The following is a 17795-nucleotide window of genomic DNA, read 5'->3' as shown; positions in this document are numbered from 1 at the left end:
AGGCCTCAAATCAGAAGAAAAATAAAAAACAGCATACCCTTCATCGGTATGCTGCAAGTCATGTATTCGTTTAGCGGGCAATGATATGGAAGCCGGAATCAACATGCAGATTCTCACCTGTCATGCCGCGAGATAGATCACTGAATAAGAATAGAGCTGTATCGCCAACTTCTTCAGGAGTTGTTGTACGGCGGAGCGGTGCACGCTCTTCAATATCCTTCAGAATGGTATTAAAGCCGCTGATGCCCTTTGCAGATAACGTACGAATTGGACCAGCAGAAATACTGTTCACGCGGATACCCTCTGCGCCTAAATCAGCTGCTAAATATTTCACACTTGCTTCAAGTGATGCTTTCGCTACACCCATTACGTTGTAGTTTGATACAACACGCTCTCCGCCGAGGTATGTAAGCGTCACAATGCTTCCACCCTCTGTCATCAATGGACGTGCTGCTTTTGCTACAGCAGTTAATGAGTATGCACTAATGTTGTGCGCCAAAAGGAAACCTTCACGGTTCGTGTTCAAGTATTCTCCAACAAGCTCTTCCTTGTTTGCAAATGCAATGGCATGCGCAACGCCATGAATGACTTGTACTTTTTCTTTAATTGCAGCGAAACATTTTTCGATTTCTTCGTCACTTGTCACGTCACATGGAAGAATGATAGAATCATCACGCTCAAGTGTGCTTGCCAGCTCTTTTACCGATTCAGCAAGACGATCTCCAACATAAGTAAAAATCAAACGAGCTCCAGCTTCATGAAGTGAGCGGGCAATTCCCCAAGCGATGCTTCGTTTATTGGCAACACCCATAACCACGATATTACGGCCTTCTAAAGAAAAGTTCATATGTAATAAAGCCTCCTATTTTTTCAAGACATAGTATTAGTACCTGATCATAATATTATCACAGATCATAAGAGAATGACAATTTTCGCTGAAAGAAAGTTTCATTTTTGCGAAAAAACCGTCTTCATAAGTGAAGACGGTTCGATTTCTTTATCGTTTGATTCTGTTTTGCTGATAAGCAAAATGGTTCGTAGGCCCGTGTCCAGATCCAATACGCAAAGGGAATTTAATGGCTTCATGAACAAAGGTTTCTGCTGTTTCAAAGGCTTCCTTCATCGAATATCCTTTCGCAATTTCAGCTGTTAATGCTGCTGCAAACGTGCAGCCTGTGCCATGTGTATGCGGTGTATCAATATGTTCATTTGTGACTTCAATAAAGCCTTTTCCATCATACAGCAGGTCTGTAATCATCCCATCAGATGGACCATGGCCGCCTTTAATCACGACATGTTTCGTACCTAGCTCATAAAGGCGCTCCGCCGCCACATAGCGGTCCTTTTTCGTCTGAATTTGTATCCCTGTCAGTACTTCTGCCTCAGGAAGATTCGGCGTTACAGCATAGCTGACAGGCAGCAAGTGTGTTTTCATCGCAGAGACCGCATCTTCATTTAATAAAGAGGCCCCTCCTTTTGCGATCATGACTGGATCTACAATCAGCTTCATATCATATTGAACCGTTTTTTCAGCTACAATCTTGATCATGTCTGCACTCCACAGCATCCCTGTTTTGACGGCATCTGGCAGTAAGTCTTCTGCCACTGCATCTATTTGACGCTCTAACGCCTCAATTGAAAGCGGGTATATCCCGTGAACACCTAGTGTGTTTTGCGCAGTAATCGCTGTGATCGCAGACATTCCGTACACACCGAGCTCCTGAAAAGTTTTCAAATCCGCCTGAATGCCTGCTCCGCCGCCAGAATCAGAACCCGCGATTGTGAATGCTTTTTTGATCGTCATTTCTTCACACCTCTCATTAGCCAATCCATTGATGATAAATGGTTCTTGCTTTGGCAATATCATTCGTACCATGAACAAGCGCTCTGCCATCTTTAAATAAGACAAGCTTAAACTCATCCTTTTGACACGAAAGCAAATATGGATTCTCAAGCACATCCATCCCTGCCCTCTTTAACCGAAGAGCTACTTCATGTAAAGGCGGCGGTGTTTCTGCTGCACTGCGGATTTGTACCGTATTGCGGCCGCATAGTACATCTGCCTTCGCTCTCTTGTCATATGAAAGAAATGGATAGGTCTTCAGTCCACAGCTTGGACATTGCTTCTTCTTTAAAGACGCGGCCGACCGAATGTCAGACCGTTCATTTTTCCATAAATCGAAGGATTTTAAAATTGGCGTCACTTGATGTCCTGTTAAATATTTAAGTGCATCTGCCACTTGATATGCGGCCACCTGTTGCACAACTGGACTAATGATACCTGCTGTATCACATGTCATTCCTTGTGCGGGTAAATGTTCAAGCAGACAGTGTAAACACGGCGTTTCACCAGGGATCACTGTGAATTGAATGCCATAACTAGCTACACAGGCCCCATAAAGGAACGGAATTTGATGTTTGACAGCGGCATCATTTGCAATCATTCTTACCTCAAAATTATCCGCTGCATCGACAATGATTGAAGCCTCACTGACAAGTTCGTCAATATTGTGAGCAGTCACATCGACCACGATTCCTTTGATGTGCACGTCACTGTTTACTTGCTTGAGTCTTTTTTCAGCCGCCACAGCTTTTGGCAGCCGATCCTTCACGTCTTGCTCCGTGTAAAGCTGCTGACGCTGAAGGTTGCTCCATTCAATATAATCTCGGTCCAAAATAGTGACAGAACCAACGCCGGCACGAACGAGCATTTCAGCACTTGCGGTTCCAAGTGCCCCCGCTCCAATAATGACCGCCTTTGAGTCATTTAGCCGCTTTTGTCCCTCTGTTCCAATTGGCTGAAATAGCTCTTGGCGTGAATAACGAGTGCTCAAAATGTCGGCATTCCTTCCTGTGGACTGCTCGCTGTCCCATAGTTTTTCAGCGGAATACGTCCTGCCTCATAGCCTAGTCTTCCTGATTCAATCGCGAGTTTCATTGCTTTTGCCATTTTCACAGGATCCTTTGCACCAGACACAGCGGTATTTAGTAATACAGCGTCTGCTCCAAGCTCCATCGCATAAGCTGCATCCTTCGGAGAACCTACGCCAGCATCAATAATGACCGGCACCTTCGCCTGCTCAATAATAAATGAGAGATTCAAAGGATTTAGTAAGCCTTGGCCTGAACCAATCGGTGAAGCACCAGGCATAATGGCATGGACACCGAGTTCTTCTAATTTTCTTGCCAGCACCACATCATCAGATGTATATGGCAGCACGATAAATCCTTCTTCGAGCAGCATTTCAGATGCTTTTAATGTTTCAACTGGATCTGGCAGAAGAGACCTTGAACAGCCAATGACTTCTACCTTGATCATGTCACAAAGCCCAGAAGCCTTTGCTAAACGGGCAATACGCACTGCCTCTTCTGCTGTACTTGCTCCAGCTGTATTCGGAAGCAGCGTATATTTTGATAAATCAAGCTGCTCCAAAAAATTAGGCTGAGATGCTTCGAATATGTTCATTCTTCTGACGGCAAAGGTTAAAATTTCGGCTTCCGATACGTTCACCGCTTCTTTTTGAACCTCAAATGATGGGTACTTTCCTGTTCCGAGTAATAGTCTTGATGTGAATGTTTTTCCGCCAATGTGCAGCATTGGATCATCCTCCTCCTACGAAATGAACGATTTCTATTGTGTCATTTGGTTGAATTTCTACTTGTTGAAACGCTTCTTTATCAATGATTTCATGGTTCTTTTCAACGATCACCACACGGTTTTCAAGCTGATAGGCTGATAGCAGATCATAGATCGTTCCATTCTCTTGATCGAAATCAACGATTCTGCCATTCAATTGAATCTTCATACGAATAGTGCCTCCTTTCGTCCAATACGAAACGCGTGAAGCCATTCCTCTTTGACCGGTTCGCCTAATATCAGGTCACGAATGATTTCTCCCGTAATCGGCGCAAGTAAAATGCCATTCCTGTAATGCCCTGCAGCAAAAAGAATACGCTTGTCTTCTGGATGTCTTCCGATATAAGGATGCCGATCGTTTGTCGCCGGACGAAGGCCTGCCCAGCACTCTTCAATCGGCATCTCCTTAATAGAAGGCATAAGCTGAGACGCCTTTTGAATCACAGCTTCCATGCCGCCAAGCGTTGGAACAGCCTGCCACTCGTTTGGCTTCATTGTTGCGCCGATGACAAGCTTTCCGCTATCTCGCTGAACGATATAACAATGATCATGATAAATGGTGTGTGCGAGCGCCGGACCATTATTCCATACAGACACACATTCCCCTTTTACTGGATAAAGAGAATGCGATAATCCGAGCTCTTCAAAAAAACGGCCAGACCATACACCACTTGCGACTGTCAGTTCATCACATATGAATGTGCCCTTCGTTGTTCTGACAGTTAACGCTTCTTTGTCCCGCTTCACTTCGATCACAGGTGTACACTCTTTCACATCTGCACCGTACCGGACAGCCGCCTGCCATAAAGCCCTGCATACAGCGTAAGGTTCCACATGCACATCCTCTTCAATCAAACCTGCTCCCAGCATGTGATCTGTAACTTGAGGCATGCATTTTTTTACGCTGCTTGCGTCAAGCCATTGAAATGTAGACAAATGCTGCATCCGGCAAAGGGCTTGCTTCTCTTCTTCTGTAAAGGCGACCTTCATGATACCGCCCGCTGAAGTTCGTATATCAATACCTGATTCATGCAGAAGATCGACTTTTAATTTTTCGTACAATGTCTGGCTTGCTCTGCCTGCCTGAAAGAAAACATCCTCATGACCCTCTCCTTCAGCATGTGCACCGAGCATCCCGGCAGCCGCACTTGTCGTTTGCTTCCCTATCTCATTCGCTTCAAATAAGACCACCTGTTTTCCTGCTTTTGCAAGGTGATAGGCGATGGAGATCCCTATGATTCCACCACCAATGATTGCAACGTCATAATGCTTTTTCATAAGGATTCTCCTTTACCTTTTCAGAAAATGCTTGTGCCATCATACGCGGCTGATGATGAGTAAAAATCCCAGACATGACAGCAATTCCTTTCACATTTGCTTGTTTCAATTCTGGAACTCGTTCTGGGGTCACCCCGCCGATGGCCACCACTGGAATTGTTAGTGCAGAAGTCAGTTCTTTCACAAGCTGTACACCTCTTGCCTGAAGTCCTGGTTTACAAGAGGTGTCATATACGTGCCCAAATATGACATACTCTGCTCCATTTTTCTCTGCTGCTTTTGCTTCTTCTATCGAATGGACAGACACTCCCGCATGAAGGTGAGGGAATTTTTTTCGCAGCTCTTTTGGCGAAAAGCTGTGGCCCGGGAGATGCACCCTGTGAATATTGGTAAGCAGCGCAACATCTACTCTGTCATTGATCACGAGCTTTTCTTTCGGTACACCTTCTAAAAGGAGATTCTTCACGAGATCAACAAGCTCACTTGCTGTTTTAGACCGTTCCCGAATATGAATAAAATCCACTTCAGACGCTATGGCTCTTATTTGTTTGATCAGTTCACCCGCAGGAAGGGAATCATTTGTCACTGCGTGGAGTTCCATTTGCACCAACCCCATCTAAGCATGCTGTTTGCCACATTTCTTTTTGATACGCCATCTCCCAAAAGTGATATTCATAATAGCTTGAAATCACGAAATTTTCTTTCATATTGGCCCTTACATGGTCTGGTGCTTTTTCTGCTAGTTCATCAAAGCGGTTCACTTGTTCGAAGACGAGTTCCTTAAACCAATCGCCTCCGTATGTCAAAATCCATTCTTGGTAAATTGGATGGTCAGGTGTTGTTTGTTTCAGCTTTTCACCTACCTCATAATAGAGCCAGTAACACGGTAATAACGCGGCTAAAATCTCTTCAAACCGTCCGCTTTTTACAGATCGGTACATATGAGAGGTATACGCATAAGCAGTGGGAGAAGGCTTAAAGTTCTCAATGGCTTCATCAGAAATTTGCAGAAGCTCTGTAAATTTCCGATGCAGCGACAGCTCTGCTTCATACGTGCCCTGGGCATGATACGCCATTCTGCCCGTCGTATGTAAGTCCTCACTGATCGCCGCTCCATATGCCTGCACCTTTGCAAAATGAGTTAAATAATAAGAATCCTGCATCACGTAATAGGTGAAACGATCGAGTGAAAGTGTGCCATCTCCAATCCCTTTGACAAAAGGATGTGTAAAGCTTCCATTCCACCATGTTGCTGCAGCCTCTTTACATTCTGTTGAAAACGTCATGTTCCTCTCCTCCTGTTTTTCCATTAAAAAAGCCACTTTCCGCGTGGAAAGTGGCTTGGAATTTGTAAAAAGCATAGTCAAAAACCGCACCACTTCCCTACGCAGGTATGAACCTGTTCAGGTAATGAGGGTCTAAAAGTGAACACTTTTATCTCAGCCCTTTTAAAGGACTCCCCTAGTGGATCAAATATATGATGTTGTACCTCTATCTTAATCAGGAATTGTTCATTGGTCAAGGGTTCATTGTCATTCTAATTGGGCTCTTAGTCCTGCCACATACTCCCGGGAGCCAGATACAAGCACACGGTCGCCACTTCTAAGTGTCGTATCTCCATGCGGTACTAAGCTGTCTACCCCTCTGAAAATACGGACAAATACCAAATCACCGGTGAAAGGAAATTCTCTTAGCATGACATTATGATAACGATGATTGTTCATTTGAATTTGATACAAAGAAGAATCCTCATTTGTTAGCAATCGAATCGCATCAGGTGCTTCAATCAAAGCTCTTAGCACCGTTTTAGATGACAGGAAAGTAGAAAACGTATCAATTCCCGCTTCCTTCAATGTCAGCTCCGCCTCAGCTTTGTTGACACTTGCAATGACTTGTTTTGAACCTTCTTCTTTTGCAAATAAAGCAATTTCCTTATTTTTCGTCTCACTGCCTGTTGCGACGACAAGGACATCCTCTTGACCGACGCCTGCCTTTCTCAGCGTCTCATCGTCGTATTGTTCAATTGATTCGACTTCAAAGATAGAGTCTGCCAGCAGTGCTTCCTTATTTTCTTGAAACACATGCAAAATCCGAATGTCATATTCATCCTGATGTAAATCAAGTGTGACAGGTAAGGTCAGCTGATTTGCACCAATAAAGGTCACACGCTTCTTATGGCTTGCCGTTTGTTCTTTTTTAAACAGCGCTTTAAACCAAACAGGTGTTAAAATACTCGTTAGCACAGCAACTAAAATCAGCGCTCCTGACATTTTATGATCAATGACACCGAGCCGCTCACCAATCGTCGCAGCTGCAATGACGAGAGATAAAGTTGAAGTTAATAAAAAGCCGGAGCCAATGACCTTTTTCATGTCATACCATTTTTTCAAATAAAGAATCGGGATGAGCTTACTTATAAGCAGCGCAATAAACAGAAGCGGAATCATGATCATAATCGTCGGGTCTTTAAACAGTGCCCATATATTCAGATCCACTCCGACCATCACAAAAAAGATCGGGATTAAAAATCCGTAGCCAAATGAGTCCAGCTGCTGAACGAGTTCTTTATTTGGCGAAAGAAGGGACACAAGCACGCCAGCTAAAAACGCCCCTAGAATATTTTCAGCCCCGAGTGATTCAGATAAGGCAACTAAGACTATAATGAGAGTAAAGATTGCCCTTGTCCCAATTTGCACGGTTCCTTTAGACATCGACTGAAAAATTGACTTAGTCTTAAAAACGCGGCCAAATAAATAAAGAAGAATGCCTGCAGCAAATAATAAGAGCAGGAGCCACATGTTCCCTGTTCCATCTCCATAAATGGAGGAAAACACAGCAAGCAAAATCATCGTGACCAAATCGGCAATGACAGCTACAAGCAGAATGATTTGACCGATATTCGTCTGCATCAACTTTTCCTCTTTTAAGGTTGGCACCACTACGCCTAATGAAATGGTAGAGATAATGAGCGTCATTAAAAAGGCATTTTGGATAAATCCTGCGAGTACAAACGCATAGGACAAGATAAAAGAAATACAAAATACCCCAAGAAAAATCATGGTGGCTGCTTTAAATGTATTTGGTTCTTTTAAACCATTTGGAAGTTCTCGTGCTTTCTTCTTTGACTCAAAAGAAGAAAAATCTATTTCAAGTCCACTTAAAAACATCAGAAAAATAAAACCGAGCATGGATAATGTATCTAACCACGCATCATGTTCGACAACCAGTTGAAGGCCGCTTTTCCCAATGATGAGCCCCATGATGATTTCAGCTACAACGACCGGAATGGTCAGCTTAAATCGGTGCAATAAAATAGGGGTGAAAAAGGCGACAATAATAACGACAACGAGTGATGAAACAGATGTATGCTCCATTGGCTAAAGCCTCCTAACATTCATGTTTAATTTTTTAAGTCTTACGTTAAAGCATTGATTCTAACAATTGCCCAAATGAAATGAAAGCCATTCGTTATATTTTCTAAAATTCAAACTTCTTTATATCCGATGAATGGATGAAAAAATCAGGAGGAAACCTTATGAAATTCGATATTATTGGCGATATCCACGGCTGCTACGAAGAGCTGCTTACCCTCATACACAAACTAGGATACGAACTCAAACATGGATTACCCGTCCATCCTGATAAGAGAACGCTGGCCCTTGTTGGTGATCTAACAGATCGTGGGCCTCAGTCAGTAGACGTCATGCGATTTGTCATTCATGCCTATTCACACGGCGCAATCCGCTATGTACCTGGCAACCACTGCTTTAAGCTTTATCGCTACTTAAAAGGAAATCCCGTCAAATTGCTTCATGGCATCGAAACCACAGTGAACGAAATAAAAAAACTGCCAATCCATGAACAAAACAAATTGTCACATGAATTTAAGCAGTTATTCGAGAAGGCTCCGCTTTATGATGTACTCATTCCTGATGAGCTGATCATTGCACACGCGGCGATGAAGGAAAAGGATATTGGAAAAAAGCCGAATAAACAAATGCGGTCCTATTTATTATTTGGTGCCGTCACAGGAGAAACATGGCCAGATGGACGGCCTGTTCGCAAGGACTGGGCAAAAGAGTATCTCGGAAAACCATGGATTGTGTACGGCCATACACCAGTGAAAGAACCTCGATTCGTTGGCAGAACGGTCAATATTGATACAGGCTGCGTATTTGGCAACAAGCTGTCTGCCCTCACATACCCTGAGCTTAAAACGGTCTCCGTTCCTTCATCCATGCCTTATGACGATTCTAGATTTCAGCATTTCACATCATAAAAAAACCCGGTCCTGCGCTGCAGGTGACCGGGTTTCTCTATTTAAAAAAGCAATGATTTCATATCATCAGGAAGCGGGGCTGAAAATGTCATTTGCTCACCTGTCATCGGATGAGGAAACACAAGGGTTTCACTATGCAGTGCCTGCCGGTCTATCCGCTCGGTCGTTCCGCCATACAGCGTATCTCCGATGAGCGGATGCCCAAGAAATTGCATATGCACACGAATTTGATGTGTTCTCCCGGTTTCAAGTGAGAGAGACACATCCGACATGTTCAACTCAGCGATTACCGCTCGCACGGAATAATGCGTTACTGCCTCCTGCCCAGCATCATCAACCATCCGCTCGATAATACTATCCCCTTTTCGGGCAATTTTTGCAGCGATCGTTCCATGTTTTTCTGTGATCATGCCGTGTGTAAAGGCTCTGTATGTTCGTTTAACCGCTCCACTTTTTTGCGCTTTTGATAAAAGGCTATGGGCAAACCGATGCTTCGCCACAAGCATGACACCAGATGTATCACGATCAAGACGGTTCACCAAATGAACCGTATGCCTAACAGACTGCTTGGCATAATGATGCAGTAATCCATTCGCAATACTGTGCGCAGGGTGCTCCCGAGAAGGGATCGAAGGAATATACGGCCTTTTATTCAGCACAAGGACATGCTCGTCCTCAAATATAATATCAAGTGGAATCGGTGCAGGCTTCAGCCCTTCACTCACTTTTTCCTCGGGAAATAAAATGGTGAGTCTGTCCCCTTCATGCAGCTCGCACTTCACGGTAACATGCTCTCCATTAATGAGGAGGTCACCGCCATCAAACTTAATATCCGTCATCATTCTTTTCGAAATGCCAAGATCAATTAAATATTCCTTTAAAAGCAGCCCTTCTTCTTTGGCTGTTATGGTTTTGTTTAACGTAAAGTATTCCAGCGGGAACAACCTCTTTCTTATTCTCCTTTTCCGATAAAGGAATCTTGCACCCTTTTCCAAAACGGAAACGGTCTAAATCTGGCAAAACGGACATTCTCGTCTGCCACCCGGCATTGAATGGATTTGACGTCTTTATGAAGCAGTGTCAAATGATCAATGGTCACCTGAAAATCGACATCATTCCTCGGTTTAATCACACAAGTATGATGGTCAGGCAAAATAAGCGGTGAACCGACCGTCCGAAACACTCGGTTGTTGATTGAAGCCATTTCTGCCAGCTGAATGGCTCTAATAGAAGGATGAATAATGGCGCCACCCAGTGCCTTATTATAGGCCGTACTGCCAGATGGTGTAGACAGACAAAGGCCGTCACCTCTGAATGTTTCAAACAGCTGGCCTCTAATTTCAACATCTGCTACAAGTGTCCCTTCCATGCTTTTAATCGTACATTCATTCATTGCTAAATATTTCTCTTCTCTGCCGCCGTCGTTGTATCTGACAATGACTTCTAAGATCGGATATTCCACAATATGATAAGGCGTTTTCGCAATGGCTAAGACGAGTTTTTCAATTTCACTCGGCACCCAGTCAGCATAGAAACCAAGATGACCTGTATGAACACCGACAAACGCTGTTTCATTTAGACGGTCGCTATAACGGTGAAACGCATAAAGAAGGGTGCCGTCTCCACCAACCGTAATGACAAGATCCGGTTCCTCTTCATTTAGTTCCATACCAAAATCCAATAAGTAGGTCTGAATTTTACTTTTGAGCGTGTCAGATACAGAATTCCCTTTTGAAGAAACTGCAAATTTCATGAATTCTTCTCCTTTTTCACCTTGCTGCTATGAGAGGGCAGCATCATATTTGATCAAACTGGCTCAGCTGTCGTTTTTCTTTTTCCGGGAAAATGCTACTTGTGCTTCTTGAATTTCCCCTCTGATTTCGGACATTTCTTCATCGAGACGAGATGCTGCCTCAGATGCTCTTTGAAGGCGCAGCTTGACCTTCTCCGGGATATTCCCGCTATATTTATAATTCAGAGAATGCTCAATGGTCGCCCAAAAGTTCATCGCAAGCGTACGAATTTGGATTTCGACGAGGAGCTGTTTCTCTCCACTTACGGTTTGCAGCGGATATAACACAACAAGGTGGTAAGAGCGGTATCCGCTTTCTTTATGTTCTGCAATATAGTCGCGTTTATCTACAACCACAAAATCTTTACGTGACTGAAGCATTTTTTTCACGACTTGTATATCTTCTACAAACTGGCACATAATGCGAAGCCCAGCAATATCCTGCATCGTTTCAATCTCATGCATCGGGATGTTTTTACGCTTTGCCTTTTCTAATATGCTGGCAACGGGTTTCACTCTGCCTGTGACAAATTCTACTGGTGAATGGTCATCCTCGAATTCATACAGCTTTCGAATGCCTTTTAGTTTCACTTTTAATTCTTCGACTGCTTGTTTATACGGTGCGAGGAATTGATCCCATTGTTTTTTGTCCATGAAACTTCCCCCAATTCCATATACCTAATTATTTCAGAGGAATGTGCTTTTCACTTTCTCTTCCATATCTCCGTAATTGGCATTGTCTTTAATATTGTCGATTAAATAATGTAATTCCTGTTGAAGCTGAATGAGTTCCAGCGAATATTCATCCGATGCCAAATAGACAGGGATGTCACGATTCATTGCTTCTTTTAATGGAGCCCATGTATGTTCCCCTAAAATAAGATACGAAAAGGACTCCTCGGTTTCAAGTATGTAAACGAACGCAAAGTGATCAGAATCAACAAGCATTTGTCCTGATGCTTTTGCTTTTTGAATTTGCTCTTCTGACTGGATTGTCAAAATCAGCCTGTCTTCTTTTAAAGTTGCTTCTGTGATTTCAATTCTGTTTTGCATCATGATCTCCTTTACAACAAAGTACAGCTTTATTTTATCATATCAAGTTCAATATTGATAAACCGAACTTTTTGAGAAAATCCTGTTTTTCTCTTTTAAATGATCCTTTCCCAAGATTCTTCATTCATTTTGGTCCATACCTAAAGAAAATAGAGAGAAAAAAACAGTCTTTTACATGGTGAACACACTTCATGTACAATAATCATATTTCCTCTAATGAAAGGTTGATGTCAAAATGGCACAGGAAATTGAAATCGAACTAAAGCAATTATTAATGAAAGAAGAATTTGAACAGCTGAAACAGCATTTTCAATTGAAGGATGCGGATTTCCACACGCAAACCAACTATTATTTTGATACACCTCAATTTGATATAAAATCTCAATTGGCTGCATTAAGAATGAGAGAAAAAAACGGTCAATGGGTGCTCACATTAAAGGAACCTCACGAAATAGGCTTGCTCGAAACCCACCAAACGATCGCTCCCCCTTCTCAACTTGACGATTTTAAGCTGCCAGAAGGTGAAGTTGCGGACAGATTAGACCACCTGAACATTCAAAAGGATCAAATTGTGTACTTTGGTTCACTTGAAACGTCAAGAGCAGAAAAAATGATCCAAGAAGGCTTAATTGTTTTGGATCACAGCCGATATTTAACAGTAGAGGACTATGAACTTGAATTTGAAGTGAGCGACCTGGAAATCGGACAAGCCGCTTTCTCCGCATTGCTCCGCAAATTTCATATTCCAGTACGAAACACGAAAAACAAAGTCGTTCGTTTTTATGAAGAAAAAATGAAAACACAGAATAGATGAATTCCTTGAAGGAGGAACATGATGAACGTCAATCAACTTCAATCCTTTATGCAGCTTCAAGCGCTTAAAACGTTACAGACAGATCCAGCACAAACGCAAATGTCTGCGGGTCAAGAATCGAATGCCCAAGCTTCATTTCAGTCGCTGCTGCAAGATTTTTTAGGCGGATCAGAATTATCACGTCTCCCGCTTTCCATCTCTGCTTTTATGGGCACGGACCCATCAACGGCTCCGAACACGCAATATGCGCGTACAAACCCATATTTATCTGCCACTTCCGGCAGTGATCAGCTTGAGGCTCAATCTTTGTATGCAAATGACAACCAATTAAATACAGCGAATGGCATTGGAAATGTCTTAAACAACAGCTACACGCCGCCGCTTCAAAAGGCTGTCTCCAGCGGCTCATCTTCAAAAGAGATTAATCAAATCGTGTCACAAATGGCTCAAAAGCATGGCGTTCCCGAAAAGCTGATTCACGCGGTCATCAAGCAGGAATCCGGCTACCGCACAAATGCTGTCAGCCATGCAGGTGCGCTTGGACTCATGCAGCTCATGCCATCTACTGCTAAATCACTTGGCGTCAACAATGCTTTTGATGCATCCCAAAACATTGAAGGCGGAACGAAGTATTTAAAACAAATGCTCAATAAATATAACGGGAATATCTCACTCGCATTAGCTGCCTATAATGCAGGCTCAGGAAATGTAGATAAATACGGAGGCATTCCTCCATTTAAAGAAACACAAAATTATGTAAAGAAAATCACAGCTCAATATTTCGCTTAAACCGAAGAGAATAACCTCTTCGGTTTTTTGTATGTCGCTTTTCCCCCTTTTTTGACTGAATGTGTTATGATATGGTCAATTGATCACAGAACCCGATTCTCTCTTTATTTCGAGCAGACCAAAGCGGTTTGTTTGTGGAATTGAGATGAGGTTGTTAAAATAAGTACAAGAATAGAAACAATAAAATAGAACAAACTGAATATCACTTTTGAAATAAATGAAATGCGCAATAGGGTGAGTCATCCTATTAACTACGAGTAAAAGGAGTAGTCAACATGGTACAATCGTTTAACGCACCTTACGAAGCGGTTGGAGAGGAACTTCTATCGCAACTTGTTGATACTTTTTATGAAAATGTAAAGTGTCATCCTTTGCTTCATCCTATTTTCCCGGATGACTTAAAAGAAACAGCAAGAAAACAAAAACAGTTTTTAACGCAATATTTAGGCGGACCACCGCTTTATACAGAAGAGCATGGCCACCCAATGCTGCGGGCGAGACATCTCCCTTTTCCGATTACTGAGGAGCGAGCTGACGCATGGCTTGAATGCATGGAGGATGCAATGGATCAAGTAGGATTAACCGGCGATATTCGTGACTTTTTATTTGAACGGCTTTCTCTGACGGCTCGTCATATGGTCAACCAAACACCTGAAAAGGATGGACGATCTTGAGCTGCAATACGCACGATCAATATTTCTCACACTGTCACGGACATCCTCAAAAGCCGATTGAAATCTATGTATTCATTGATCCTCTAAGCCCAGACTGCTGGTTATTAGAGCCGTCCATTAAAAAGTTGAAAATGAAATATGGCCGTTTTTTCACTTTACGAACGGTAACAAGTTCTAGTATTAATGCTTTGAATCGGAAAAGAAAGAAACATTTACTGACTGAAGCATGGGGGAAATTTGCCACTAAAACGCAGACCAAAAAAGAACAAATGCTGTCTGAACAAATTGTGACATCACCCTACCTCGCCTCACTCGCACTAAAAGCAGCGGAACTTCAAGGCAGAAAATGCGGAATGAAGTTTTTGCGTCTCATTCAAGAATCACTTTTTTGCCATCAGCAAGATGTCACAAGTGAGCAGGTGCTGATAGAAAATGCAAAAAGTGCTGGACTGGATATCGAGGAATTCCAGCGCGACATTCATTCTCAAAGTGCTGTGAAAGCACTGCAATGTGATATGAAAATTGCAGCTGAAATGGACGTATCTGAGCTTCCGACCTTCGCCTTTTTTAATACCGTAAATGGAGATGAAGGATTAAAAATTTCAGGTGCCTACTCTTATGATATATACGAAGAAATCCTTTTTGAAATGATTGGTGAAAAACCAACACCTTCAGAACGGCCTCCAATTGAATGGTTTATTGCTTACTTTCAATTTGCTTCCGCAAAAGAGATAGCCGTTGTCTATGACCTGACGCTTGAAGAAGTTGAACGAGAAATGAAGAAGCTGGCTTTCGCTCAAAAGGTAGAACGTGTCCAAGTGCAGCAAGAAATGTTTTGGCGCTATAAAGAGAATGACCATCATACAGATCTTGATGTCTATCGCTGTGAAAATGAACATGGGTGCTGACCCATGTTTTTCTTTACCTTCACCAAGAACATTTGTTCTGTTTATAAATACGAAGAAACCGCGCCGGGATAAGCGCGGTTTCACTATGTCTTAACGACAACAAAGGGGATGGGAGAAATTTTTCACGGTCAAACAAAGGGGTAATGTTTGTATGTGATTAATTTCACATCTGTAGTATATCAAATTTTGTCGACTTATGACAACAGATATACTATATGTTCATATTTTTGTCACAAAACATAAGAGGGTTGTCACTTTCATATAGTAAAAGTAACAAAAAAATGGGGGGATCTGCATGCGCAGCACAACTATTGGACTTGTTGCCATTGGCTTATGTTTCTTTTTAAATATATTAGGCTTAATGAAGATGCTTCCTCTTTATTTGACGTCTCCACTCTTATTTGCTTCGATTCTTTTTACGCTTTATCGAATGAATCACCGTAAGACCTTTAGAGGTTTTAAAGGTTGATATTGACATGGAACGGCCTCGACATCTGAAGAGGTCTTTTTTTATGAGAAAAAAACTCCTGTCAAAAGATGAGATAGCACTCACACGTCTGACAGAAGTCTTTTCATTACTCACCTGTTTTGGAGATGAGCTCTTCCATTTCTTTTAGTTTTTCTTCGAACAATTGACATGCTGCTTCGATTGGTTCTTTAGAAGCCATATCAACCCCTGCTTTTTTCAGCACATTGATTGGATAATCAGAGCTTCCTGCTTTAAGGAAATCGGTGTAGCGCTCTACCGCTGGTTTTCCTTCTTGTAATATTTGCTTGCTTAATGCCTGCGCCGCGCTATAGCCTGTCGCGTATTGATACACATAATAGTTGTAATAGAAATGAGGGATTCTCGTCCACTCTAATCCGATTTCCTTATCAACCACCATACCGTCACCAAAGTACTTCTTGTTCAGGTCATAATAAAGGTTCGTCATAAATTCTGGCGTTAAAGCCTCTCCTTCTTGTGCTTTCACATGAATAAGATGCTCAAACTCAGCAAACATCGTTTGTCTAAATACCGTTCCTCTAAATCCTTCTAACAAGTGGTTTAACACATACAAACGCTGCTTTTTATCGTCCAAATGATTAAGCAGGTATTCGCCTAGTAACGCTTCATTTGTAGTGGAAGCCACTTCAGCTACAAAGATACTATAGTTTCCATACGGATATGGCTGGTGCTTTCTTGTATAGTAGCTGTGTACAGAATGCCCAAATTCATGAGCCAGTGTAAACAAATTATCAATATTATTTTGCCAGTTCATGAGGATATATGGATTTGTACCATAGCTCCCAGATGAATAAGCACCGCTTCGTTTCCCTTTATTCTCATAAACGTCTACCCAGCGATTTTCGAGTCCTTCTTTTAACACGGACACATATTCTTCTCCTAATGGGGCTAACCCTTTCAGCATATAATCCTTTGCTTCATCGTAGGTGAGCTTCATGCCAGCATCTTTCACAAGTGGTGTGTACAAGTCGTAATTGTGCACTTCATCAAGCTTTAATACCTTTTTACGTAATTCAATATAACGGTGTAATAACGGTAAATATTGATGAACTGTATCAATTAGATTGTCATACACTTCTTCCGGGATGCTGTTTCGTGATAATGCCGCTTCTCTTGCCGATTTGTAATTTCGTACTTTTGCATAAAAATTATCCTTCTTAATTGAACCGCTCAGTGTAGAAGCAAGTGTATTCTTATACTGATCATACGTTTTATACACAGCTTTAAAGGCATTCTTTCTCACTTCACGATCATCACTATTTAAAAATGTGATAAAGTTGCCGTGGGTAATCTTCTTTTCCTCCCCATTCTCATCCTTTACAGAAGGAAAAGAAATGTCGGCGTTGTTAAACATACTAAAAGTAGTAGATGAAGATGAAAGTGGTTCAGAGGCCTCAGCTAATAAAGCTTCTTGCTCCTCACTTAAAATATGTGGACGCTCTTTATTAATTTCTTCGAGAGCATGTGAGTACAGTTTTAATTCTTCTTTTTCTAGTATGAATTGCTGCAATTTATCTTCTTGAATCGATAAAATCTCTGGAACAATATAAGCAGATGTACTAGACAGCTGTGTAAATAGATTTGATGCCTTATCATTTAACGCCTGAAAGGATGAGTTCGTAGTATCTTCATCGTATTTCATGTGCGCATATGTATAAAGCTTGCCAAGCTTTTCAGAAAGTTGATCCTGAAAGGTTAGGGCTTCATACAGGACATCAGCAGAATGGGCCAGCTTGCCTTTAAACTGAGCCAGCTTCGGAATTTCTTTTTTGACCGCTTCGAATTCCTTGTTCCATGCATCGACGCTTTCAAAAATATCTTCAAGACGCCATTTGTTTTCTTCTTTTACTTCGCTTCTGTCTGGTAGATGATTGTTTTTGTTTTGTGAAGTCATATGAATCCCCCTTGCTTGAGTTGTGTTGAACCAACCTTTCGGAAAGTGAAAGAAATTGGTGTTGTATTTATCTTCTTTGTTTTGAACTATATTTGTCAAATCATATGCAGAAATAAATACCAAACAGACTAAAAAAATGAGAAAAAAGCGTTTCTTTTGATTCAATAGC

Annotated in this window: 20 protein-coding genes and 1 riboswitch; of the genes, 6 read left to right on the top strand and 14 right to left on the bottom strand. The window is 42.0% G+C overall.

Going from position 1 to position 17795, the window contains the following annotated elements; genetic code table 11:
- Nucleotides 1-70: 70 nt before the first annotated feature.
- From fabI to NSS76_RS05830, 9 genes are all read right to left on the bottom strand, one after another.
- The gene (fabI, locus tag NSS76_RS05870; RefSeq protein ID WP_024425017.1) at nucleotides 71-847 is read right to left on the bottom strand and encodes an enoyl-ACP reductase FabI; all 777 of its coding nucleotides are present in this window, start codon (nucleotides 845-847) and stop codon (nucleotides 71-73) included.
- Between the two features lie 150 nt (nucleotides 848-997).
- Entirely contained in the window at nucleotides 998-1804 is an 807-nt protein-coding gene (gene thiD, locus NSS76_RS05865; RefSeq protein WP_332284580.1) for a bifunctional hydroxymethylpyrimidine kinase/phosphomethylpyrimidine kinase, read from the bottom strand.
- A gap of 16 nt (nucleotides 1805-1820) precedes the next feature.
- Nucleotides 1821-2834 carry a thiazole biosynthesis adenylyltransferase ThiF gene (locus NSS76_RS05860; RefSeq protein WP_341081258.1) on the bottom strand — a complete coding sequence of 338 codons (1014 nt, stop codon included), beginning with the start codon at nucleotides 2832-2834 and terminating at the stop codon, nucleotides 1821-1823.
- A complete protein-coding gene (locus tag NSS76_RS05855) occupies nucleotides 2831-3598 on the bottom strand; it encodes a thiazole synthase (protein WP_041117145.1) in 768 nt (255 codons plus the stop codon). The genes NSS76_RS05860 and NSS76_RS05855 overlap by 4 nt, the downstream gene beginning before the upstream one ends.
- Nucleotides 3599-3602: 4 nt before the next feature.
- Nucleotides 3603-3806, bottom strand: a complete 204-nt coding sequence (gene thiS, locus NSS76_RS05850; RefSeq protein WP_024426466.1) for a sulfur carrier protein ThiS — start codon at nucleotides 3804-3806, stop codon at nucleotides 3603-3605.
- Nucleotides 3803-4915 carry a glycine oxidase ThiO gene (gene thiO, locus NSS76_RS05845; protein ID WP_341081256.1) on the bottom strand — a complete coding sequence of 371 codons (1113 nt, stop codon included), beginning with the start codon at nucleotides 4913-4915 and terminating at the stop codon, nucleotides 3803-3805. Before thiO ends, thiS begins: the two co-directional genes overlap by 4 nt.
- The gene (tenI, locus tag NSS76_RS05840; RefSeq protein WP_103132091.1) at nucleotides 4899-5516 is read right to left on the bottom strand and encodes a thiazole tautomerase TenI; all 618 of its coding nucleotides are present in this window, start codon (nucleotides 5514-5516) and stop codon (nucleotides 4899-4901) included. Before tenI ends, thiO begins: the two co-directional genes overlap by 17 nt.
- Entirely contained in the window at nucleotides 5491-6201 is a 711-nt protein-coding gene (tenA, locus tag NSS76_RS05835; protein ID WP_024425024.1) for a thiaminase II, read from the bottom strand. Before tenA ends, tenI begins: the two co-directional genes overlap by 26 nt.
- A 77-nt stretch (nucleotides 6202-6278) precedes the next feature.
- A riboswitch (TPP riboswitch) is annotated at nucleotides 6279-6388 on the bottom strand.
- Nucleotides 6389-6447: 59 nt separating this feature from the next.
- Nucleotides 6448-8289, bottom strand: coding sequence for a monovalent cation:proton antiporter family protein (locus NSS76_RS05830; RefSeq protein ID WP_341081251.1), 1842 nt, complete (start codon nucleotides 8287-8289; stop codon nucleotides 6448-6450).
- 161 nt (nucleotides 8290-8450) lie between these two features.
- Between NSS76_RS05830 and prpE the strand changes: the two genes are divergently transcribed.
- Nucleotides 8451-9194, top strand: a complete 744-nt coding sequence (prpE, locus tag NSS76_RS05825) for a bis(5'-nucleosyl)-tetraphosphatase PrpE (protein WP_044334771.1) — start codon at nucleotides 8451-8453, stop codon at nucleotides 9192-9194.
- A 41-nt stretch (nucleotides 9195-9235) separates the two neighbouring features.
- On the opposite strand, the gene NSS76_RS05820 is transcribed toward prpE, so the two are convergent.
- The 4 genes from NSS76_RS05820 to NSS76_RS05805 form a co-directional block, all read right to left on the bottom strand.
- Nucleotides 9236-10138 carry an RluA family pseudouridine synthase gene (locus tag NSS76_RS05820; RefSeq protein ID WP_044334770.1) on the bottom strand — a complete coding sequence of 301 codons (903 nt, stop codon included), beginning with the start codon at nucleotides 10136-10138 and terminating at the stop codon, nucleotides 9236-9238.
- 8 nt (nucleotides 10139-10146) lie between these two features.
- A complete protein-coding gene (locus NSS76_RS05815) occupies nucleotides 10147-10947 on the bottom strand; it encodes an NAD kinase (protein ID WP_003211364.1) in 801 nt (266 codons plus the stop codon).
- Between the two features lie 63 nt (nucleotides 10948-11010).
- A complete protein-coding gene (locus tag NSS76_RS05810) occupies nucleotides 11011-11640 on the bottom strand; it encodes a GTP pyrophosphokinase (RefSeq protein ID WP_024425028.1) in 630 nt (209 codons plus the stop codon).
- Nucleotides 11641-11673: 33 nt separating this feature from the next.
- On the bottom strand, nucleotides 11674-12039 hold the full coding sequence (locus NSS76_RS05805) for a UPF0738 family protein (RefSeq protein ID WP_024425029.1): 366 nt from the start codon (nucleotides 12037-12039) through the stop codon (nucleotides 11674-11676).
- A gap of 235 nt (nucleotides 12040-12274) precedes the next feature.
- Here NSS76_RS05805 and NSS76_RS05800 point away from each other — a divergent pair, with 235 nt between their 5' ends.
- The 5 genes from NSS76_RS05800 to NSS76_RS05780 all read left to right on the top strand — a co-directional run bounded on the left by NSS76_RS05800 (nucleotide 12275) and on the right by NSS76_RS05780 (nucleotide 15693).
- On the top strand, nucleotides 12275-12853 hold the full coding sequence (locus tag NSS76_RS05800) for a CYTH domain-containing protein (protein ID WP_034282049.1): 579 nt from the start codon (nucleotides 12275-12277) through the stop codon (nucleotides 12851-12853).
- Between the two features lie 21 nt (nucleotides 12854-12874).
- Entirely contained in the window at nucleotides 12875-13642 is a 768-nt protein-coding gene (locus NSS76_RS05795; protein ID WP_024425031.1) for a lytic transglycosylase domain-containing protein, read from the top strand.
- Between the two features lie 275 nt (nucleotides 13643-13917).
- Nucleotides 13918-14316, top strand: a complete 399-nt coding sequence (locus tag NSS76_RS05790) for a globin domain-containing protein (protein ID WP_008355333.1) — start codon at nucleotides 13918-13920, stop codon at nucleotides 14314-14316.
- On the top strand, nucleotides 14313-15224 hold the full coding sequence (locus tag NSS76_RS05785; RefSeq protein WP_024425033.1) for a ClpXP adapter SpxH family protein: 912 nt from the start codon (nucleotides 14313-14315) through the stop codon (nucleotides 15222-15224). The genes NSS76_RS05790 and NSS76_RS05785 overlap by 4 nt, the downstream gene beginning before the upstream one ends.
- A 295-nt stretch (nucleotides 15225-15519) precedes the next feature.
- On the top strand, nucleotides 15520-15693 hold the full coding sequence (locus NSS76_RS05780; protein ID WP_024425034.1) for a hypothetical protein: 174 nt from the start codon (nucleotides 15520-15522) through the stop codon (nucleotides 15691-15693).
- Nucleotides 15694-15799: 106 nt separating this feature from the next.
- Here NSS76_RS05780 and pepF read toward each other — a convergent pair whose 3' ends face one another.
- A complete protein-coding gene (gene pepF, locus NSS76_RS05775) occupies nucleotides 15800-17626 on the bottom strand; it encodes an oligoendopeptidase F (RefSeq protein WP_281733681.1) in 1827 nt (608 codons plus the stop codon).
- Nucleotides 17627-17795: the final 169 nt, after the last annotated feature.

The organism is Bacillus sp. FSL R5-0654 (genome assembly GCF_038008745.1).
Taxonomy (GTDB): Bacteria; Bacillota; Bacilli; order Bacillales; family Bacillaceae; genus Bacillus; species Bacillus safensis.
This window is presented reverse-complemented; position numbering and strand designations above follow the sequence as displayed.

Bases quoted from the DNA above. Each gene is read 5' to 3' on its own strand.
- tenI (WP_103132091.1), bottom strand. From the start codon at position 5,516: ATGGAACTCCACGCAGTGACAAATGATTCCCTTCCTGCGGGTGAACTG.
- thiS (WP_024426466.1), bottom strand. From the start codon at position 3,806: ATGAAGATTCAATTGAATGGCAGAATCGTTGATTTCGATCAAGAGAAT.
- thiD (WP_332284580.1), bottom strand. From the start codon at position 1,804: ATGACGATCAAAAAAGCATTCACAATCGCGGGTTCTGATTCTGGCGGC.
- NSS76_RS05795 (WP_024425031.1), top strand. From the start codon at position 12,875: ATGAACGTCAATCAACTTCAATCCTTTATGCAGCTTCAAGCGCTTAAA.
- NSS76_RS05810 (WP_024425028.1), bottom strand. From the start codon at position 11,640: ATGGACAAAAAACAATGGGATCAATTCCTCGCACCGTATAAACAAGCA.
- NSS76_RS05790 (WP_008355333.1), top strand. From the start codon at position 13,918: ATGGTACAATCGTTTAACGCACCTTACGAAGCGGTTGGAGAGGAACTT.
- NSS76_RS05780 (WP_024425034.1), top strand. From the start codon at position 15,520: ATGCGCAGCACAACTATTGGACTTGTTGCCATTGGCTTATGTTTCTTT.
- NSS76_RS05815 (WP_003211364.1), bottom strand. From the start codon at position 10,947: ATGAAATTTGCAGTTTCTTCAAAAGGGAATTCTGTATCTGACACGCTC.
- NSS76_RS05800 (WP_034282049.1), top strand. From the start codon at position 12,275: ATGGCACAGGAAATTGAAATCGAACTAAAGCAATTATTAATGAAAGAA.
- thiO (WP_341081256.1), bottom strand. From the start codon at position 4,915: ATGAAAAAGCATTATGACGTTGCAATCATTGGTGGTGGAATCATAGGG.
- tenA (WP_024425024.1), bottom strand. From the start codon at position 6,201: ATGACGTTTTCAACAGAATGTAAAGAGGCTGCAGCAACATGGTGGAAT.
- NSS76_RS05855 (WP_041117145.1), bottom strand. From the start codon at position 3,598: ATGCTGCACATTGGCGGAAAAACATTCACATCAAGACTATTACTCGGA.
- NSS76_RS05830 (WP_341081251.1), bottom strand. From the start codon at position 8,289: ATGGAGCATACATCTGTTTCATCACTCGTTGTCGTTATTATTGTCGCC.
- fabI (WP_024425017.1), bottom strand. From the start codon at position 847: ATGAACTTTTCTTTAGAAGGCCGTAATATCGTGGTTATGGGTGTTGCC.
- prpE (WP_044334771.1), top strand. From the start codon at position 8,451: ATGAAATTCGATATTATTGGCGATATCCACGGCTGCTACGAAGAGCTG.
- NSS76_RS05805 (WP_024425029.1), bottom strand. From the start codon at position 12,039: ATGCAAAACAGAATTGAAATCACAGAAGCAACTTTAAAAGAAGACAGG.
- pepF (WP_281733681.1), bottom strand. From the start codon at position 17,626: ATGACTTCACAAAACAAAAACAATCATCTACCAGACAGAAGCGAAGTA.